Origin of the sequence: Pseudomonas sp. IT-93MI4, from assembly GCF_949767635.1 — a bacterium.
GTDB lineage: Bacteria > Pseudomonadota > Gammaproteobacteria > Pseudomonadales > Pseudomonadaceae > Aquipseudomonas > Aquipseudomonas putida_A.
Map to the genome: position 1 here is coordinate 312,477 of NZ_CATKPP010000022.1, position 15,497 is coordinate 327,973.

General features: G+C 59.9%; 15 protein-coding genes and 1 pseudogene. 5 read left to right on the forward strand and 11 right to left on the reverse strand.

The genetic code is table 11. From position 1 onward, the window contains the following. Positions 1–73: 73 nt before the first annotated feature. Positions 74–931 (forward strand): SDR family oxidoreductase, encoded by an 858-nt coding sequence (locus ACM6I7_RS13200; protein WP_414888708.1) that lies wholly within the window; start codon positions 74–76, stop codon positions 929–931. Positions 932–1,068: 137 nt separating this feature from the next. Here the strand turns inward: ACM6I7_RS13200 and ACM6I7_RS13205 are convergent, their stop codons facing one another. The 6 genes from ACM6I7_RS13205 to ACM6I7_RS13230 form a co-directional block, all read right to left on the reverse strand. After that, positions 1,069–1,809, reverse strand: a complete 741-nt coding sequence (locus tag ACM6I7_RS13205; RefSeq protein WP_027610405.1) for a hypothetical protein — start codon at positions 1,807–1,809, stop codon at positions 1,069–1,071. Positions 1,810–1,882: 73 nt separating this feature from the next. After that, entirely contained in the window at positions 1,883–2,263 is a 381-nt protein-coding gene (locus ACM6I7_RS13210) for a RidA family protein (protein ID WP_003229509.1), read from the reverse strand. Positions 2,264–2,287: 24 nt separating this feature from the next. Further along, entirely contained in the window at positions 2,288–4,393 is a 2,106-nt protein-coding gene (spoT, locus tag ACM6I7_RS13215) for a bifunctional GTP diphosphokinase/guanosine-3',5'-bis pyrophosphate 3'-pyrophosphohydrolase (protein ID WP_007920338.1), read from the reverse strand. 57 nt (positions 4,394–4,450) lie between these two features. Beyond that, positions 4,451–4,714 carry a DNA-directed RNA polymerase subunit omega gene (gene rpoZ, locus ACM6I7_RS13220; protein ID WP_003229503.1) on the reverse strand — a complete coding sequence of 88 codons (264 nt, stop codon included), beginning with the start codon at positions 4,712–4,714 and terminating at the stop codon, positions 4,451–4,453. A 167-nt stretch (positions 4,715–4,881) separates the two neighbouring features. Next, positions 4,882–5,502: a guanylate kinase gene (gmk, locus tag ACM6I7_RS13225; protein WP_003229498.1), complete on the reverse strand. Its 621-nt coding sequence runs from the start codon at positions 5,500–5,502 to the stop codon at positions 4,882–4,884. Positions 5,503–5,512: 10 nt separating this feature from the next. Next, on the reverse strand, positions 5,513–6,376 hold the full coding sequence (locus ACM6I7_RS13230; RefSeq protein ID WP_102356281.1) for a YicC/YloC family endoribonuclease: 864 nt from the start codon (positions 6,374–6,376) through the stop codon (positions 5,513–5,515). Positions 6,377–6,646: 270 nt separating this feature from the next. Between ACM6I7_RS13230 and rph the strand changes: the two genes are divergently transcribed. The 3 genes from rph (at position 6,647) to gltS (ending at position 9,365) form a co-directional block, all read left to right on the forward strand. Then, positions 6,647–7,369, forward strand: coding sequence for a ribonuclease PH (gene rph / locus ACM6I7_RS13235; RefSeq protein WP_027610407.1), 723 nt, complete (start codon positions 6,647–6,649; stop codon positions 7,367–7,369). 29 nt (positions 7,370–7,398) lie between these two features. After that, positions 7,399–7,767, forward strand: coding sequence for a DUF4870 domain-containing protein (locus ACM6I7_RS13240; RefSeq protein WP_003229492.1), 369 nt, complete (start codon positions 7,399–7,401; stop codon positions 7,765–7,767). A gap of 389 nt (positions 7,768–8,156) precedes the next feature. Then, positions 8,157–9,365 carry a sodium/glutamate symporter gene (gene gltS / locus ACM6I7_RS13245; protein WP_096796084.1) on the forward strand — a complete coding sequence of 403 codons (1,209 nt, stop codon included), beginning with the start codon at positions 8,157–8,159 and terminating at the stop codon, positions 9,363–9,365. A gap of 78 nt (positions 9,366–9,443) precedes the next feature. On the opposite strand, the gene ACM6I7_RS13250 is transcribed toward gltS, so the two are convergent. Continuing rightward, a complete protein-coding gene (locus tag ACM6I7_RS13250; protein ID WP_003229491.1) occupies positions 9,444–10,223 on the reverse strand; it encodes an exodeoxyribonuclease III in 780 nt (259 codons plus the stop codon). A gap of 82 nt (positions 10,224–10,305) precedes the next feature. Between ACM6I7_RS13250 and pyrE the strand changes: the two genes are divergently transcribed. Next, positions 10,306–10,950: an orotate phosphoribosyltransferase gene (pyrE, locus tag ACM6I7_RS13255; protein WP_071172111.1), complete on the forward strand. Its 645-nt coding sequence runs from the start codon at positions 10,306–10,308 to the stop codon at positions 10,948–10,950. 187 nt (positions 10,951–11,137) lie between these two features. Here pyrE and argB read toward each other — a convergent pair whose 3' ends face one another. The 4 genes and pseudogenes from argB to coaBC all read right to left on the reverse strand — a co-directional run bounded on the left by argB (position 11,138) and on the right by coaBC (position 15,436). After that, complete coding sequence (gene argB / locus ACM6I7_RS13260; protein WP_003229488.1) at positions 11,138–12,043, reverse strand: acetylglutamate kinase; 906 nt, start codon at positions 12,041–12,043, stop codon at positions 11,138–11,140. A 17-nt stretch (positions 12,044–12,060) separates the two neighbouring features. Beyond that, a pseudogene (locus ACM6I7_RS13265) lies at positions 12,061–13,437 on the reverse strand (phosphomannomutase/phosphoglucomutase); the annotation flags it as partial. A gap of 329 nt (positions 13,438–13,766) precedes the next feature. Beyond that, positions 13,767–14,222, reverse strand: coding sequence for a dUTP diphosphatase (dut, locus tag ACM6I7_RS13270; protein ID WP_047596787.1), 456 nt, complete (start codon positions 14,220–14,222; stop codon positions 13,767–13,769). A gap of 5 nt (positions 14,223–14,227) precedes the next feature. Further along, entirely contained in the window at positions 14,228–15,436 is a 1,209-nt protein-coding gene (gene coaBC / locus ACM6I7_RS13275; RefSeq protein WP_003229480.1) for a bifunctional phosphopantothenoylcysteine decarboxylase/phosphopantothenate--cysteine ligase CoaBC, read from the reverse strand. Positions 15,437–15,497: the final 61 nt, after the last annotated feature.

The window sequence follows — 15,497 nt, forward strand, 5'->3', positions numbered from 1 at the left end:
CTTTTTTTCCACGATTGCTAGCCGTTCGTCCTTTGCGAGGGCTAGTCTGTTCCTTTCGTTTGGGAGTTTTTTGATGTCCGCGCCTTCTGTTTTGATTGCCGGTTGTGGTGACGTCGGCAGTCGTCTGGCTACGCAATTGTTGGCCGCCGGCTGGGAGGTTCATGGTCTGCGCCGTGATGTTTCGCGTTTGCCGGATGGCGTCATCGGCGTCGCCGGTGACCTGTTCAAGGAAGATTGCCCGGAAAACTGGCCGTTCGGGGCGGTGGATTATCTGGTGTATTGCGCGGCGGCGACCGATCACGATGAAGCCGGTTATCGCGCTGCCTACGTACAGGGTTTGCAGAATGTGCTGAGCTGGCTGAATGACTTTGGCCAGGTGCCTGAGCGACTGCTGTTCGTGTCCAGCAGCAGCGTGTACGGGCAGCAGGAAGGGGAGTGGGTCGACGAGCATTCAGCGACCGTCGCCAGCGGATACTCCGGGCGACTGATGCTCGAAGCTGAGCAAGTGGCGCTGAACAGCGGCATCCCGGCGAGCATTGTGCGCCTGACCGGCATTTACGGCCCGGGACGTGAATGGCTGTTGACCCAGGTACGTCGCGGTTATCGGGTGGCGGTCGAGCCGCCGCTATACGGCAATCGCATTCATGCTGATGACGCGGCGGGGCTGATGGCGTTTCTGCTGCAGGCAGCTCATCAGGGCACGCCGTTGCAGGATGTTTATATCGGTGTGGACGATGCGCCGGCACCGCTGGCCGAAGTGGTCGCCTGGCTGCGCGAGTATCTGGGTGTCACCGATTGGGCGGAAGACGCCAGCGTACGCCGCACCGGCAGCAAGCGCTGCAGCAATGCCCGGGCGAAGGCGCTGGGCTGGACACCAAAGTATCCGAGTTACCGTGAAGGCTATGCGGCGATTCTTGAAGGTAAATGCTGACTTCCAGACACCACAAACCACTGTGGGAGCGGGCTTGCTCGCGAAGAGGGTGTGTCAGGCAACATTGATGTCGACTGACACATCCCCTTCGCGAGCAAGCCCGCTCCCACAGGGTTATGTGTTGCTCTCAGGCGCGGTTACTGCTTCTCAAGCAACCACTTGCGTTCACCCGGGGTGAACTGCGGCATTTCATCCGCCAGTGCGGTATTCACTGCCTGGAAAATCTCCAGCGCCTTGCCTTTGCGGGCGAAGATCCAGTTGTTGCCCTGGCCGTTGAGTTGCAGCCACATGCTGTCGTGGTCGCTGTTCATCGAGGCGCAGTCGCCTGCCAGGCACAGGGCATAGCGGTCGGCGCCGGGCAGACCGGAGACCTGGCCGTCGGCCTGGAACTGCACGGTGTTGCCTTCGCCGTCGCCGCTGGCAATCTTCCAGCTGCCGCCCAGGTACGCTGAATACAGCGCCCGTTCGAAACTGGCGCCAATCGGTGCGCCTTCCGGCACGGGGATTTGTGCGCGGTCGAACAACTGATCCGGCTCGTTCTCGGTGGCGGCTTGTTTCATCCGTCCGCCGTCGCGTTTCAGCTCACTGCCGGAGCTGCCATAGAAGTCGACTTTCCAGGCGCCGGACTGTTCGCCCTGCAGCCGTCCTTCGACGTTCTCGAAACCGTTGGTGTAGCGGGCCTGACCGGCCTTGGTGTTGACGTCCCACTCCAGGTTCGGGCCATAGGCCTGAAGCGCTTCGCGCAGGGGGCCGCCCTTGGCAGCAGCGTCGATCGCCACCTGGTTGATCCAGGTGCCGCTGATGTCACGGTCGGCGGGGTCGCTGGCACAGCCGCCGAGGAAAATGGCGAGCAGCGAGAGAGCAAGCGCTTTGCGCATGGTGGAATCCTTTCAAAACCTTTTCTTTACCGCAGAGCAGTCGGCGCAGCGTTTGAAGGCTGCGCCGTGCGCATTACTCGATGACCAGGATGGCATCCATTTCGACTTGCGAACCCTTCGGCAGGGCAGCAACGCCGATGGCGGCGCGGGCCGGGTACGGCTGATCGAAGTACTTGCCCATGATCTCGTTGACCTTGGCGAAGTGGCTCAGGTCGGTGAGGAAGATGTTCAGCTTGACGATGTCCTTGAACGAACCGCCAGCGGCTTCAGCCACGGCTTTGAGGTTCTCGAACACCTGGACGGTCTGGGCTTCGAAGCCTTCAACCAGTTCCATGGTCTTTGGATCCAGAGGAATCTGGCCCGACATGTAGACAGTGTTGCCGGCCTTGATCGCCTGGGAGTAGGTACCGATGGCGGCTGGGGCCTTGTCGCTGGTGATAACAGTCTTGGTCATGTATGACTCCTTGTTAGGTGTGAATTAGGCACGCATGCGGGTGATGCGGATGACCCCGGTCAGGGCGCGCAGTTTCTTGATCACGCGGGCCAGGTGCACACGGTCGTGGACGCTGACCACCAGCTGGACGACGCTGATGCGGCCATCGCGCTCGTCCATGCTGATTTTCTCGATATTGCCGTCGGCCGCGTTGACGCTGCTGGCCAGCAGGGCGATCAGGCCGCGCTGGTGTTCCAGCTCGACGCGCAGCTCGACGTTGAATTCGCCGGTGACATCCTTGGCCCACGAGAGCTGGATGCATTTTTCCGGGTTGTGCCGGATTTCGCTGATGTTGCGGCAGTTGTCCAGGTGCACGACCATGCCTTTGCCCGCCGACAGGTGCCCGACAATCGGGTCGCCCGGGATCGGCGTGCAGCATTTGGCGTAACTGAGCACCAGACCTTCGGTGCCGCGAATCGCCAACGGGCCTTCCGGGCTCGGCAGCTGCTCGCCTTCGCCGAGCAGGCGGCGCGCCACGACATAGGCCATGCGGTTGCCCAGACCAATGTCTTCGAGCAAATCTTCGATCAGTTCGAGGCGGTATTCGGTGAGCATCGCCTTGACGCGCTCGGCCGGGATCTTCTCCAGTGAGCTGTCGAAACCGTTGAGCACCTTGTTCAGCAGGCGTTCGCCGAGGCTGATGGACTCGGAGCGACGTTGCAGTTTCAGTGCATGGCGGATGTGCGTACGTGCCTTGCCGGTGACCACGAAGTTGAGCCACGCCGGGTTCGGCCGCGCGCCTGGCGCGCTGACGATCTCGACCGTGGAGCCGCTTTGCAGCGGTTCGGACAGCGGTGCGAGACGGCGGTTGATCCGGCAGGCGATGCAGCTGTTGCCGACGTCGGTGTGCACCGCATAGGCAAAGTCGACCGCCGTGGAGCCTTTGGGCAGCTCCATGATCCGGCCTTTGGGCGTGAACACGTAGACCTCGTCCGGGAACAGGTCGATCTTCACGCTCTCGATGAATTCCAGCGAGTTGCCGGCACGTTGCTGCATTTCCAGCACGCCTTTGACCCACTGGCGGGCACGAGCGTGAGTGCCTTTGGGCTGCTCGTCACCGCTGGATTTGTACAGCCAGTGGGCGGCAATGCCGTTGTTGGCCATCTCTTCCATTTCGCGGGTGCGGATCTGGATCTCGATTGGTACGCCGTGCATGCCGAACAGCGTGGTGTGCAGCGACTGATAGCCGTTGGCCTTGGGAATCGCGATGTAATCCTTGAAGCGCCCCGGCAACGGTTTGTACAAATTATGCACAGCACCCAGCACGCGGTAGCAGGTATCGACCTTGTCGACGATGATCCGGAACGCATAGACGTCCATGATCTCGTTGAAGGCCCGACGCTTGCCGCGCATTTTCTTGTAGATGCCGTAGAGGTGTTTCTGGCGACCGCTGACTTCGCCCTGGATGCCGTCGATCGCGAGGCAATGGCCGAGGGACTCTTCGATCTTGTTGACAATTTCCTTGCGGTTGCCCCGGGCGCGCTTGACCGCCTGGTAGATCCGCGCGGAACGCATCGGGTGCATGGCTTTGAAGCCGAGGTCTTCGAATTCGATACGAATCGCGTGCATGCCCAGCCGATTGGCGATGGGCGCGTAGATTTCGAGGGTTTCCTTGGCGATCCGGCGGCGTTTTTCCCCGGACAGTACTTCCAGCGTGCGCATGTTGTGCAGGCGGTCGGCAAGCTTGACCAGGATCACGCGAATGTCGCGGGCCATGGCCATGGCCATTTTCTGGAAGTTTTCGGCCTGGGCTTCGGCCTTGGTCTCGAAGTTCATCTGGGTCAGTTTGCTGACCCCGTCGACCAGTTCGGCCACGGTTTCACCGAACTGCGCTTGCAGCGCTTCTTTGGCGATACCGGTGTCTTCGATCACGTCATGCAGCATCGCGGCCATCAGGCTCTGATGGTCCATGTGCATGTCGGCAAGAATATTCGCCACCGCAAGAGGATGCGTGACGTACGCCTCGCCGCTGCGACGGCGCTGACCGTCATGGGCTTGTTCGGCGTAGAAATACGCTCGGCGGACCAGGTTGACCTGGTCGTTGCCGAGGTAGGTCGATAAGCGATCGGCGAGGGCGTCTATGCTCGGCATGATGACTCCTGCCGTAGGCTGTGTTCCCGCGCCGTGCTACGTCGACCAGGCATAGGCTTAGACGGCCTCGTTGGACTCGTCCTCGAACGCAGCGAAGACCGGGTCTTCGTGGACGATTTCCTGCTCGGCGATGAACTCGTAGCTCATCAGGCCTTCTGCGATTTCACGCAGGGCGACAACGGTCGGCTTGTCGTTTTCCCACTGGACCAGTGGCTCTTTGCCGCCGGTGGCCAGTTGACGGGCACGCTTGGTAGAGAGCATGACCAGCTCAAAGCGGTTTTCCACGTGTTCTAGGCAGTCTTCAACGGTTACGCGGGCCATGGTATTCCTCGGAGCGAATGCAATATGCGCGCTGCCCGGTTGGGCGAGCGGACTGAGCAGTTTAAAAAATCACCAGCGATTAGGGAAGCGCTGATTTTTTGACCAGACCCTTCAACGCGCTGCAAGCACCAATGTAAAGCGCTTGCAGCGGTTTTGGGAAGTGCTGATTAACCGAGCAGTTCGGCCAGTAATTTGCCGAAACGTACCTGCTGGCGTTTCTGTTGCAGCTGATTGGCGCGGAAAATCGCCTTCAGATCGTCCAGTGCATGGGCGAAATCGTCGTTGATGATCAGATAGTCGTACTCGACATAGTGGCTCATCTCGCTGACGGCTTCGCGCATCCGGCCATCAATGATCTCGTCACTGTCCTGGCCACGGTTGGTCAGGCGCTGGTGCAAGGCCTGCAGCGACGGCGGCAGGATGAAGATCGAGCGTGCCTGCGGCATCAGCTTGCGCACTTGTTCGGCGCCTTGCCAGTCGATTTCCAGAATCAGATCGTGACCTTCGTCCAGCGTTTGCTGCAGACGGCTTTGCGAGGTGCCATAGAAGTTGCCGAAGACTTCGGCGCGTTCGAGGAAATCGCCGTGCTCGCCCATCTTCACGAACTCTTCGCGAGTCACGAAGTGATAGTTCACGCCGTCCACTTCACCCGGACGCATGGCGCGGGTGGTGTGGGAGATCGAGACGCGGATCTCCGGATTGGCATCGGTCAAAGCCTTGACCAGGCTGCTCTTGCCTGCGCCCGATGGCGCGGAAATGATGTACAGGGTGCCGGTGCTGTGGGTCATGTCTGTTGCCTTACTCAATATTCTGCACTTGTTCGCGCATCTGCTCGATCAACACCTTGAGGTTGACGGCGGCCTGGGTGCTGCGCGGATCGAAGGCCTTGGAGCCCAGTGTGTTGGCTTCGCGGTTGAGCTCCTGCATCAGGAAATCCAGGCGCCGACCGGCGGCACCGCCGGACTTGAGCACCCGGCGCACTTCGATGATGTGGGTGCTCAAGCGATCCAGTTCTTCGGCCACATCGCTTTTTTGCGCGAGCATGACCATTTCCTGTTCCAGGCGCTGCGGATCCAGTTCGGCCTTCATGTCGGTGAAGCGGTCGAGGACTTTCTGACGCTGGGTCGCGAGCATCTGCGGCACCAGTTCACGCAAGGTCACGACGTCCTCTTCAATGGAAGTCAGGCGCTCGTTGATCAGGCGTGCCAGCTCCGCGCCTTCGCGCTCGCGGCCGGCCTTGAGTTCCTTGAGACCTTGATTGAACAGCGCCAGCGCCTCGGCGTTCAGCGCTTGTGGATCAGTGGCGTCGGCCACCAGTACGCCGGGCCAGGCCAGCACTTCCAGCGGGTTGAGTGCTGCCGGGTTCTTGATCAGGCCGGCAACGGTTTCGGCGGCGGCGACCAGTTGCGCGGCGCGCTCGCGGTCGACTTGCAACGGCTTGCCGGTGCTTTCTTCGGTGAAGCGCAGGGTGCATTCCAGCTTGCCCCGCGACAGGCCCTGACGCAGGGCTTCACGCACGGCGCCCTCGAGGTCGCGGAACGACTCCGGCAGGCGCAGGTGCGGTTCCAGATAGCGGCTGTTGACCGAGCGCAGCTCCCAGCTCAGGGTGCCCTGGACGCCGGCTTTCTCGACGCGGGCGAAGGCGGTCATGCTGTGCACCATGGCGGTGACCTCGCAATGCAGATCGGCGCAGAAGGGATGTTCCGCAGGCTCGATATCAATGAATTTAAGCCGACTGGCAGCAAAGGCGCAGGATTGTAGCGCAGTGCGGCGGATGCGCCCAAACACACGGTGTGACAAAGGGCTGCAGGCCGTCGGTTATGCGCGTTTCAGGGCCCTGGGTCGACGGCCGGAATTTTTAACCCGTGCCCAGGCGCGGTGCAGCGCTCTATAATGCTCGGCAGTTTTCCGTCCCCAGTACAGGTATTCCCTATGAAACGTCCAAGTGGTCGCGCTGCCGATCAGCTTCGCTCGATCCGCATTACCCGCAACTACACCAAACACGCCGAGGGATCCGTACTGGTCGAATTCGGTGATACCAAGGTCATCTGCACCGTCAGCGTCGAAAACGGCGTGCCGCGTTTCCTCAAAGGCCAGGGCCAGGGCTGGTTGACCGCCGAGTACGGCATGCTGCCGCGCGCCACTGGCGAGCGTAACCAGCGTGAAGCGAGCCGTGGCAAGCAGGGCGGCCGCACTCTGGAAATCCAGCGTCTGATCGGTCGTTCCCTGCGCGCTGCGCTGGACATGTCCAAGCTGGGCGACGTCACCCTGTACGTCGACTGCGACGTGATCCAGGCTGACGGCGGCACCCGCACCGCGTCCATCACCGGCGCGATGGTGGCACTGGTCGATGCGTTGAAAGTGATCAAGAAGCGCGGCGGCCTGAAAGGCGGCGACCCGCTCAAGCAAATGATCGGCGCCGTGTCGGTCGGTATGTATCAGGGCGAGCCGGTGCTGGATCTGGACTATCTTGAAGATTCCGCCGCCGAGACCGACCTCAACGTGGTGATGACCAGCACCGGTGGCTTCATCGAAGTCCAGGGCACCGCCGAAGGCGCGCCGTTCCAGCCTGAAGATCTGAACGCCATGCTGGAACTGGCGAAGAAAGGCATGAACGAAATCTTCGAACTGCAAAAGGCTGCACTGGCCGACTGAGCAGGTTCGCAACCCGCAAGGAGGACGTGATGAGTGATGAGCAAGAGTTGCTGCCCAAGCCGAGCCAGGAGGTTCGCCAATGGGCGATGTTTTGTCACTTGTCCGCGTTGCTGGGGATCTGGATTCCGTTCGGCAACCTGATCGGGCCGCTGATCCTGTGGCAGATGAAGCGCGAAACCGACCCGTTCATCGACGCTCAGGGCAAAGAGGCACTGAATTTCCAGATCACCGTGGCGATTGCTGCCGCGATCTGTCTGCTGCTGATGGTGTTGATCATCGGCTTCTTCTTGCTGGGCCTGCTGGCCATCGGTGCATTGGTGCTGACGATCATTGCCGGGGTGAAGGCGAACGAAGGCTTTCCCTACCGTTATCCATTCACTTGGCGACTGATCAAATAACGATCAATGCAAAGCCTCCGTGACTCGCAAAGTTTTAATTTAAATGCCCTGACTTGTCAGGGCATTTGTGTTTTTGCAACTCGAATAATTACTCTTTCGTGTAGGAGCAGTTCTATCTGCGACAAGCGGTAGTGGATATTTTTTATATATCTAACGCCTACACTTTTAGTCACAACTGCAATGCTTTAACGCAATCTCAGTCCTTGGCAACAGGACTTGTCGATTGTTAAGGTTGCTCCGCGCAACATTGCTTCAGAAATATCTCGATATATTCAAGCCATCAAAGGCCCTTGAATTCCACATCAATCAGTGTTGAGACAATCAGCCGATTCAATAGGCGTGCGCGGGTAAAAGTGCGCCTGATGAATAAATAGCCAAGAATATCCCCAATGATCCAGCTCGATTTTTATGGAACGCTCGTGGCCGCCTCTCTGGTGCTATTACTGGGGCGTGGACTTATTGCACGAGTCGGATTCCTGCGTAATTACAATATTCCTGAACCCGTCGCCGGTGGACTGGTGGTTGCGCTGGGTTTATTGATATTGCGAACTTTTGATATAGAAATCAGATTCGATACTTCACTGCAGACGCCGTTGATGTTGGCGTTCTTTGCCACAATCGGTTTGAGCGCAGACTTTGCCAACCTGAAAAAGGGTGGTCGCGTAGTCGGCATATTTCTACTGGCGGTTACCGGGCTTCTGGTGGTTCAGAACGCTTTGGGCATTGGCCTTGCCAAAACGTTGGGTCTTGATCCGTTGATGGGGCTCCTGACGGGTTCGATCACGCTTGCGGGCGGTCACGGTACGGGGGCGGCGTGGGGCACGGTATTCAGTGAAAAGTACGGCCTTGCTTCGGCCTCCGAGCTTGCAATCGCCTCGGCAACCTTCGGCTTGGTCCTGGGCGGTTTGATAGGTGGGCCTGTGGCCCGCCTGCTCATCAAGCGCGTTGAGGTGCCCGGTTGCCAGTTTCAAGAAACGCCACGGATGCCAAAGGGTTTTGAGCAGCCGAACAAAGAGCGCTCGATTACGCCCTTTTCGTTTATCGAGACACTGGCATTGATTGCGGTCAGTTTATTGGCTGGCAATCTTCTGAATGGCTTTCTGCACGGAACCGCATTCGAGTTGCCAACGTTTGTCTGCGTTTTGTTTGTGGGGGTGATGCTACGTAACGGGCTATCGGCGCTGGGCCTGTATCAGGTATTCGAGCGTGAAGTGTCGGTGCTGGGCAATGTCAGCCTGTCGCTGTTTCTGGCAATTGCCTTGATGTCTCTCAAGCTCTGGGATCTGGCAGCGTTGGCACTGCCGATATTCATCATCCTGGCTGCGCAAACGTTGGTCATGGCGCTGTTTGCGATTTTTGTGACATTCAGAGTGATGGGCAGTAACTACGACGCGGCGGTCCTGGCGGCGGGGCATTGCGGTTTTGGCCTGGGCGCAACGCCAACCGCCATTGCCAACATGCAGGCGGTGACGCAGCGTTTCGGGCCTTCGCAGATTGCGTTTCTGGTGGTGCCGATGGTCGGTGCATTCTTCATCGACATCATCAACGTGATCGTCATCAAGCTTTACCTGGCCTTGCCGTTTTTTGTCGCCGTCTGAGGTCAGGACGGCTTCAGGCGCGGCATAAAAAATGCCCGTATCTCGCGATACGGGCATTTTTTAACGACGGATCGACGCTTATATGGTCAGCGTCCAGTCGTAGTCGACGATCAGCGGCGCGTGCTGCGAGAACCGTGGCTGACGTGGCAGGCGTGCGCTGCGTACGAAACGGCGCAAGCCCGGGGTCAGCAGCTGGTAGTCGAAGCGCCAGCCCAGATTGAGCATCTCGGCCTGCTCGTTGTCCGGCCACCAGCTGTATTGGTCGCCTTCGCGGCTGACTTCGCGCAGGGCATCGACGTAGCCCATGTTGCCGACAATCTCGTCCATCCAGGCGCGTTCTGGCGCCAGGAAGCCCGGGGATTGCTGGCTGTCGCGCCAGTTCTTGATGTCGAGCTTCTGCTGCGCAACGTACAGCGAGCCACAATAAATGTACTCGCGACGTTTACGCCGCTGTTTGTCCAGGTACTTGCCGAAGTCGTCCATGAGCTTGAACTTCTGGTTCAAGTCCTCATCGCCGTTCATCCCCGAAGGAAGCAGCAAGGTGGCAATACTGACTTTGTCGAAATCTGCTTGCAGGTAGCGCCCGTAGCGGTCGGCCGTCTCGAAACCGAGACCGCTGATGACAGCCTTCGGTTGCAACCGCGAATACAAAGCCACGCCACCTTGGGCAGGGACTTCAGCATCGCAGGCATAAAGGAAGTAGCCATCCAGTTGGAAGGCTGGGTCATCCAGTTCAAAGGCGGAGGCACGGGTGTCCTGCAGGCAGATGACGTCGGCATTCTGTGCTTGCAGCCAACTGAGCAAACCACGCTCGACTGCAGCCTGAATACCATTGACGTTCACACTGATGATCCGCATAAATGGCCCCAAAAATCGCGTGCGTGTATGATACACGGCGTCAAGCTAATTAGCTAAATCCGTGGTATTTGGGGTTTTTTTCATGCAAGCGTATCAGCGCGATTTCATTCGTTTTGCCATCGATCGCGGCGTTTTGCGCTTCGGTGAGTTCACCCTGAAGTCCGGGCGCACCAGTCCTTACTTCTTCAATGCCGGCCTGTTCAACTCGGGTTCGGCCCTGGCGCAGCTGGGGCGTTTCTACGCGGCAGCCATCGCCGAAAGCGGCATTTCTTTCGACGTATTGTTTGGCCCGGCCTACAAAGGCATCCCGCTGGCAGCCACCACCGCTGTCGCGCTGGCCGAGCATCACGACCGCGACCTGCCATGGTGCTTCAACCGCAAGGAAGCCAAGGCCCACGGCGAAGGCGGCAGCCTGGTCGGCGCGCCGCTGACCGGTGACGTGCTGATCATCGACGACGTGATCACTGCCGGCACTGCGATCCGCGAAGTGATGCAGATCATCGCTTCCCAAGAGGGCGCCAAGGCGGCCGGGGTGCTGATCGCCCTGAACCGTCAGGAGCGTGGCAACGGTGAATTGTCGGCGATCCAGGAAGTCGAGCGTGACTTCGGTATTCCGGTGATCAGCATCGTTTCGCTGAACCAGGTGCTGGAATTCCTCGCCGACGACCCGCAGCTCAAGCAGCATCTGCCCGCCGTGGAAGCGTATCGCGCCCAGTTCGGCGTCTGAACTGTGGAATGAGCTTTTGTGGCGAGGGAGCTTGCTCCCGCTGGGCTGCGTAGCAGACCCGAAAAGCTTGTGAGCGCTGCGCACTCAAGCGGGAGCAAGCTCCCTCGCCACAATAGATGGAAGGCCGCAGGCAAAAAAAGACCCCGCTCAGTCAGGCTGAGCGGGGTCTTTTCGTTTCCGCGACGGCTTACGGACGCTTGCGATTGCTGATCAGCGTGCCCACACCGGTGTCGGTGAAGATTTCCAGCAGGATCGCGTTCGGTACGCGACCGTCGATGATCAGCGAGCTGCCAACACCGCCCTGAACCGCTTCCAGTGCGCAGCGGATCTTCGGCAGCATGCCGCCGTAGATGGTGCCGTCGGCGATCAGGTCGTCGACCTGCTGGGTGCTCAGGCCGGTCAACACGGTGCCGGACTTGTCCATCAGGCCGGCGATGTTGGTCAGCAGCATCAGCTTCTCGGCTTTCAGCGCTTCGGCGACTTTACCGGCCACCAGGTCGGCGTTGATGTTGTACGACTCGCCGTTCTCACCGACGCCGATTGGCGCGATCACCGGGATGAAGTTGCCTTTGACCAGCAGGTTCAGCAACTCGGTGTTGATCCCGACCACTTCGCCCACCTGACCGATGTCGATGATTTCCGGCTGGGTCATCTCCGGGGTCTGGCGGGTGACGGTCAGTTTCTTCGCACGAATCAGCCCGGCGTCTTTACCGGTCAGGCCGATGGCGCTGCCGCCGTGACGGTTAATCAGATTGACGATGCTTTTGTTTACCTGGCCGCCCAGAACCATTTCCACCACGTCCATGGTCGCGGCGTCGGTGACGCGCATGCCATCGACGAAGTGGCTTTCGATCGACAGGCGCTTGAGCAGATCACCGATCTGCGGGCCGCCGCCGTGAACCACCACCGGGTTGATGCCTACGGCTTTCATCAAGACGATGTCGCGGGCGAAGCCGGTTTTCAGCTCCTCGCTTTCCATCGCGTTGCCGCCGTATTTGATCACCAGGGTCTTGCCGACATAACGTCGGATGTAAGGCAACGCTTCGGACAGGACCTGGGCGGTGTGGGCGGCGGCTTCGCGTTCGAGGGTCATTCAGGGCTCCGGGTGAATCAGAACGGTAGTTGGAGATCAGGTGCAACGCGTTTCAGTTGGGCGTGGAACACGTCCTTGATGCGCTGCAATTCAGCCTCGTCATCGGCCTCGAAGCGCAGCACCAGCACCGGAGTGGTGTTGGAGGCGCGTACCAGGCCCCAGCCTTTGGCGTAATCGACTCGCACGCCGTCGATGGTGGTCAGGTCGGCGCCTGCGCCCCACTGTGCGTCGTGCAATGCATCAATGATGCTGAATTTGCTCTCTTCGGTCACATGGATATTGATTTCCGGCGTAGAAATATCGTTCGGGAAGGTCGCAAACAGCTCTTCGGCGGTGGATTTTTCCTTGCTGAGGATCTCCAGCAGCCGTGCGGCGCTGTAGATACCGTCGTCGAAACCGAACCAGCGCTCCTTGAAGAAGATGTGGCCGCTCATCTCACCGGCCAATAGAGCACCGGATTGTTTCATTTTCTTTTTGATCAACGAGTGACCGGTCTTCCACATTAGCGGGCGACCGCCGTATTCCTTGATCAGCGGCACCAGGCGGCGGGTGCATTTGACGTCGAAGATGATTTCCGCGTCCGGATTGCGCGCCACCACGTCGCGGGCGAACAGCATCAGCAGGCGGTCCGGGTAGACGATGCTGCCGGTGTTGGTCACCACGCCGACACGGTCGCCGTCACCGTCGAAGGCCAGGCCGAGGTCGGCGTTGGTTTCCTTGACCTTGGCGATCAGGTCGACGAGGTTTTCGGGCTTGCCCGGGTCCGGGTGATGGTTGGGGAAGTTGCCGTCGACTTCGCAGAACAGCGGAATGACTTCGCAGTTCAGCGCTTCGATCAGTTGCGGGGCAATCACGCCGGCCGCGCCGTTGCCGCAGTCGACCACGACTTTCAGGCGTCGGGCCAGTTTGACGTCCTTGACGATTTCGGTGGTGTAGCGGTCAAGGATTTCGACCTGGGTCACGCTGCCCTGACCGCTGGTCAGGTCATTGGTCTTGATGCGCTCGTGCAGCACCTGGATCTGCTCGTTGGCGAGGGTGTCGCCGGCGATCACGATCTTGAAGCCGTTGTAGTTCGACGGGTTATGGCTGCCGGTGAGCATTACCCCAGACTTGCCGGCCAATACGTTCGCCGCGTAATACAGCGCAGGCGTCGGAACCAGGCCGACGTCGCTGACGTGGCAGCCGCTCTCGGCGATACCGCGGATCAGTTCTGCAACCAGCTCCGGGCCGGACAGGCGACCGTCACGACCGACGGAAACATTCGGTTCACCTTGGGCCAGGCTCTGTGAGCCGATGGCGCGGCCGATCCAGTAAGCGGTTTCGGCATTGAGGAATTCCGGCACGGTGCCGCGAATGTCATAGGCGCGGAAGATGCTGTCGGGAAGCTTCGGGGCGATCTTGGCGGGGGTGCTCATCTGCACAAATGCTCCATCTCGAAAGTGGCGGGACACACCGACGATTCACTCGGCGGCAGGCTCAAACTGAAGGGTATGACGGCGTTTTCCGCAGAGAGTTCGTGGTGTGAAAGGGCCATGACGCCTCGGCTGGCGTGGCTTGCGGCCGGCAAAACCTTGATTTACGGTGTTAAAACCTGCTGCCGAAAATGCACAAATTTTGTGGTGAGGGGATTTATCCCCGATGGCTGCGCAACAGATCCAAAAGTCTTGGGGCCGCTTCGCAGCCCATCGGGGATAAATCCCCTCGCCACAATAATATTTCAGGGTTATTTGGTGCCGGTATGGCCAAATCCGCCCGCGCCGCGTTCGGTTTCGACGAACTCTTCGACCATTTCGAAATGCGCCTGCACCACCGGCACCAACACCAGTTGCGCCAGACGCTCGCCGACGGTCATGGTGAAGTCGTTCTGGCCACGGTTCCAGCAAGACACCATCAACGGGCCCTGGTAATCCGAGTCGATCAGGCCAACGAGGTTGCCGAGCACGATGCCGTGCTTATGGCCCATGCCCGAGCGCGGCAGGATCAGTGCGGCGAGGTTCGGGTCGCCGATGTAGACCGACAGACCGGTAGGGATCAGCACGGTTTCACCCGGCTTTATCACGATGTCCTGTTCCAGCATGGCGCGCAGGTCGAGGCCGGCGGAGCCTGGGGTGGCGTATTGCGGCAGCGGGAATTCGGTACCGATGCGTGGGTCGAGGATCTTGGCTTGCAAAGCGTGCATGTAAATTAGACCTGGTTCAGACGTTCGGCGATAAAAGTGACCAGTTGGCGAGCGATCTTGCTCTTGCTGGTCTGGGCGAAAACAGTGGCATGAAGCTCACGGTCGATCACGCTGCAGGCGTTTTCTTCGCTGTTGAAACCGATGCTCGGGTTGGCCACGTCGTTGGCGACGATCAAATCGAGATTCTTGTCTTTCAGCTTGCGTGCAGCGTAGTCGAGCAGGTGTTCGGTCTCGGCGGCAAAGCCGACACTGAACGGACGGTCGGGACGGGTCGCGATGGTGGCCAGGATGTCCGGATTGCGCACCATTTGCAGGACGAAGCCGTCGCCGCTTGTAGGGTCTTTCTTGAGTTTTTGCGGGGCAACGACTTCCGGACGGTAGTCCGCCACCGCTGCCGAGGCGATGAACACATCACACGGGATGGCCGATTCGCACGCTGCAAGCATGTCGCGGGCACTGACCACATCGATGCGCGTGACGCGATCCGGCGTCGGCAGGTGCACCGGGCCGCTGATCAGGGTCACGCGGGCGCCGGCTTCCACCGCGGCTTCGGCCAGAGCGAAGCCCATTTTCCCGGAGCTGTGGTTGGTGATGTAGCGCACCGGGTCGATGTTTTCCTGGGTCGGGCCGGCGGTGATCACCACATGCTTGCCGGTCAGCGCCTGTCGCTGGAAGCAGTCCGCCGCGCACTGCGCCAGATCGGTGGCTTCCATCATCCGGCCCATGCCGACGTCGCCGCAGGCCTGGCTGCCAGAGGCCGGGCCGAAAGTCTTCAGGCCGCGACTTTCAAGGAGTTGCAGGTTGGCTTGGGTTGCCGGATCGCGCCACATCGCCTGATTCATTGCTGGCGCGACGGCCACCACGGCGTCGGTGGCCAGCACCAGGGTTGTCAGCAGATCGTTGGCGATGCCTTGGGCCAGACGCGCAATCAGGTCGGCAGTGGCTGGGGCGATCAGCACCAGATCGGCCCATTTGGCCAGTTCGATGTGGCCCATCGCCGCTTCGGCGGCCGGGTCGAGCAAGTCGAGGTGAACCGGGTGCCCGGACAGGGCCTGCATGGTCAGCGGGGTGATGAACTCGGCGCCGCCATGGGTCATGACCACACGCACTTCGGCGCCCTGGTCGATCAGGCGACGAACCAGATCGGCGCTCTTGTAGGCCGCAATGCCGCCGCCGACGCCCAGAACGATGCGTTTCCGATACAGCCGCTGCATAGGTCTGCCTTTACATTTCGTGGGTGACATACGTGGCGAAACCCCCTCCCCAGGGTGAATT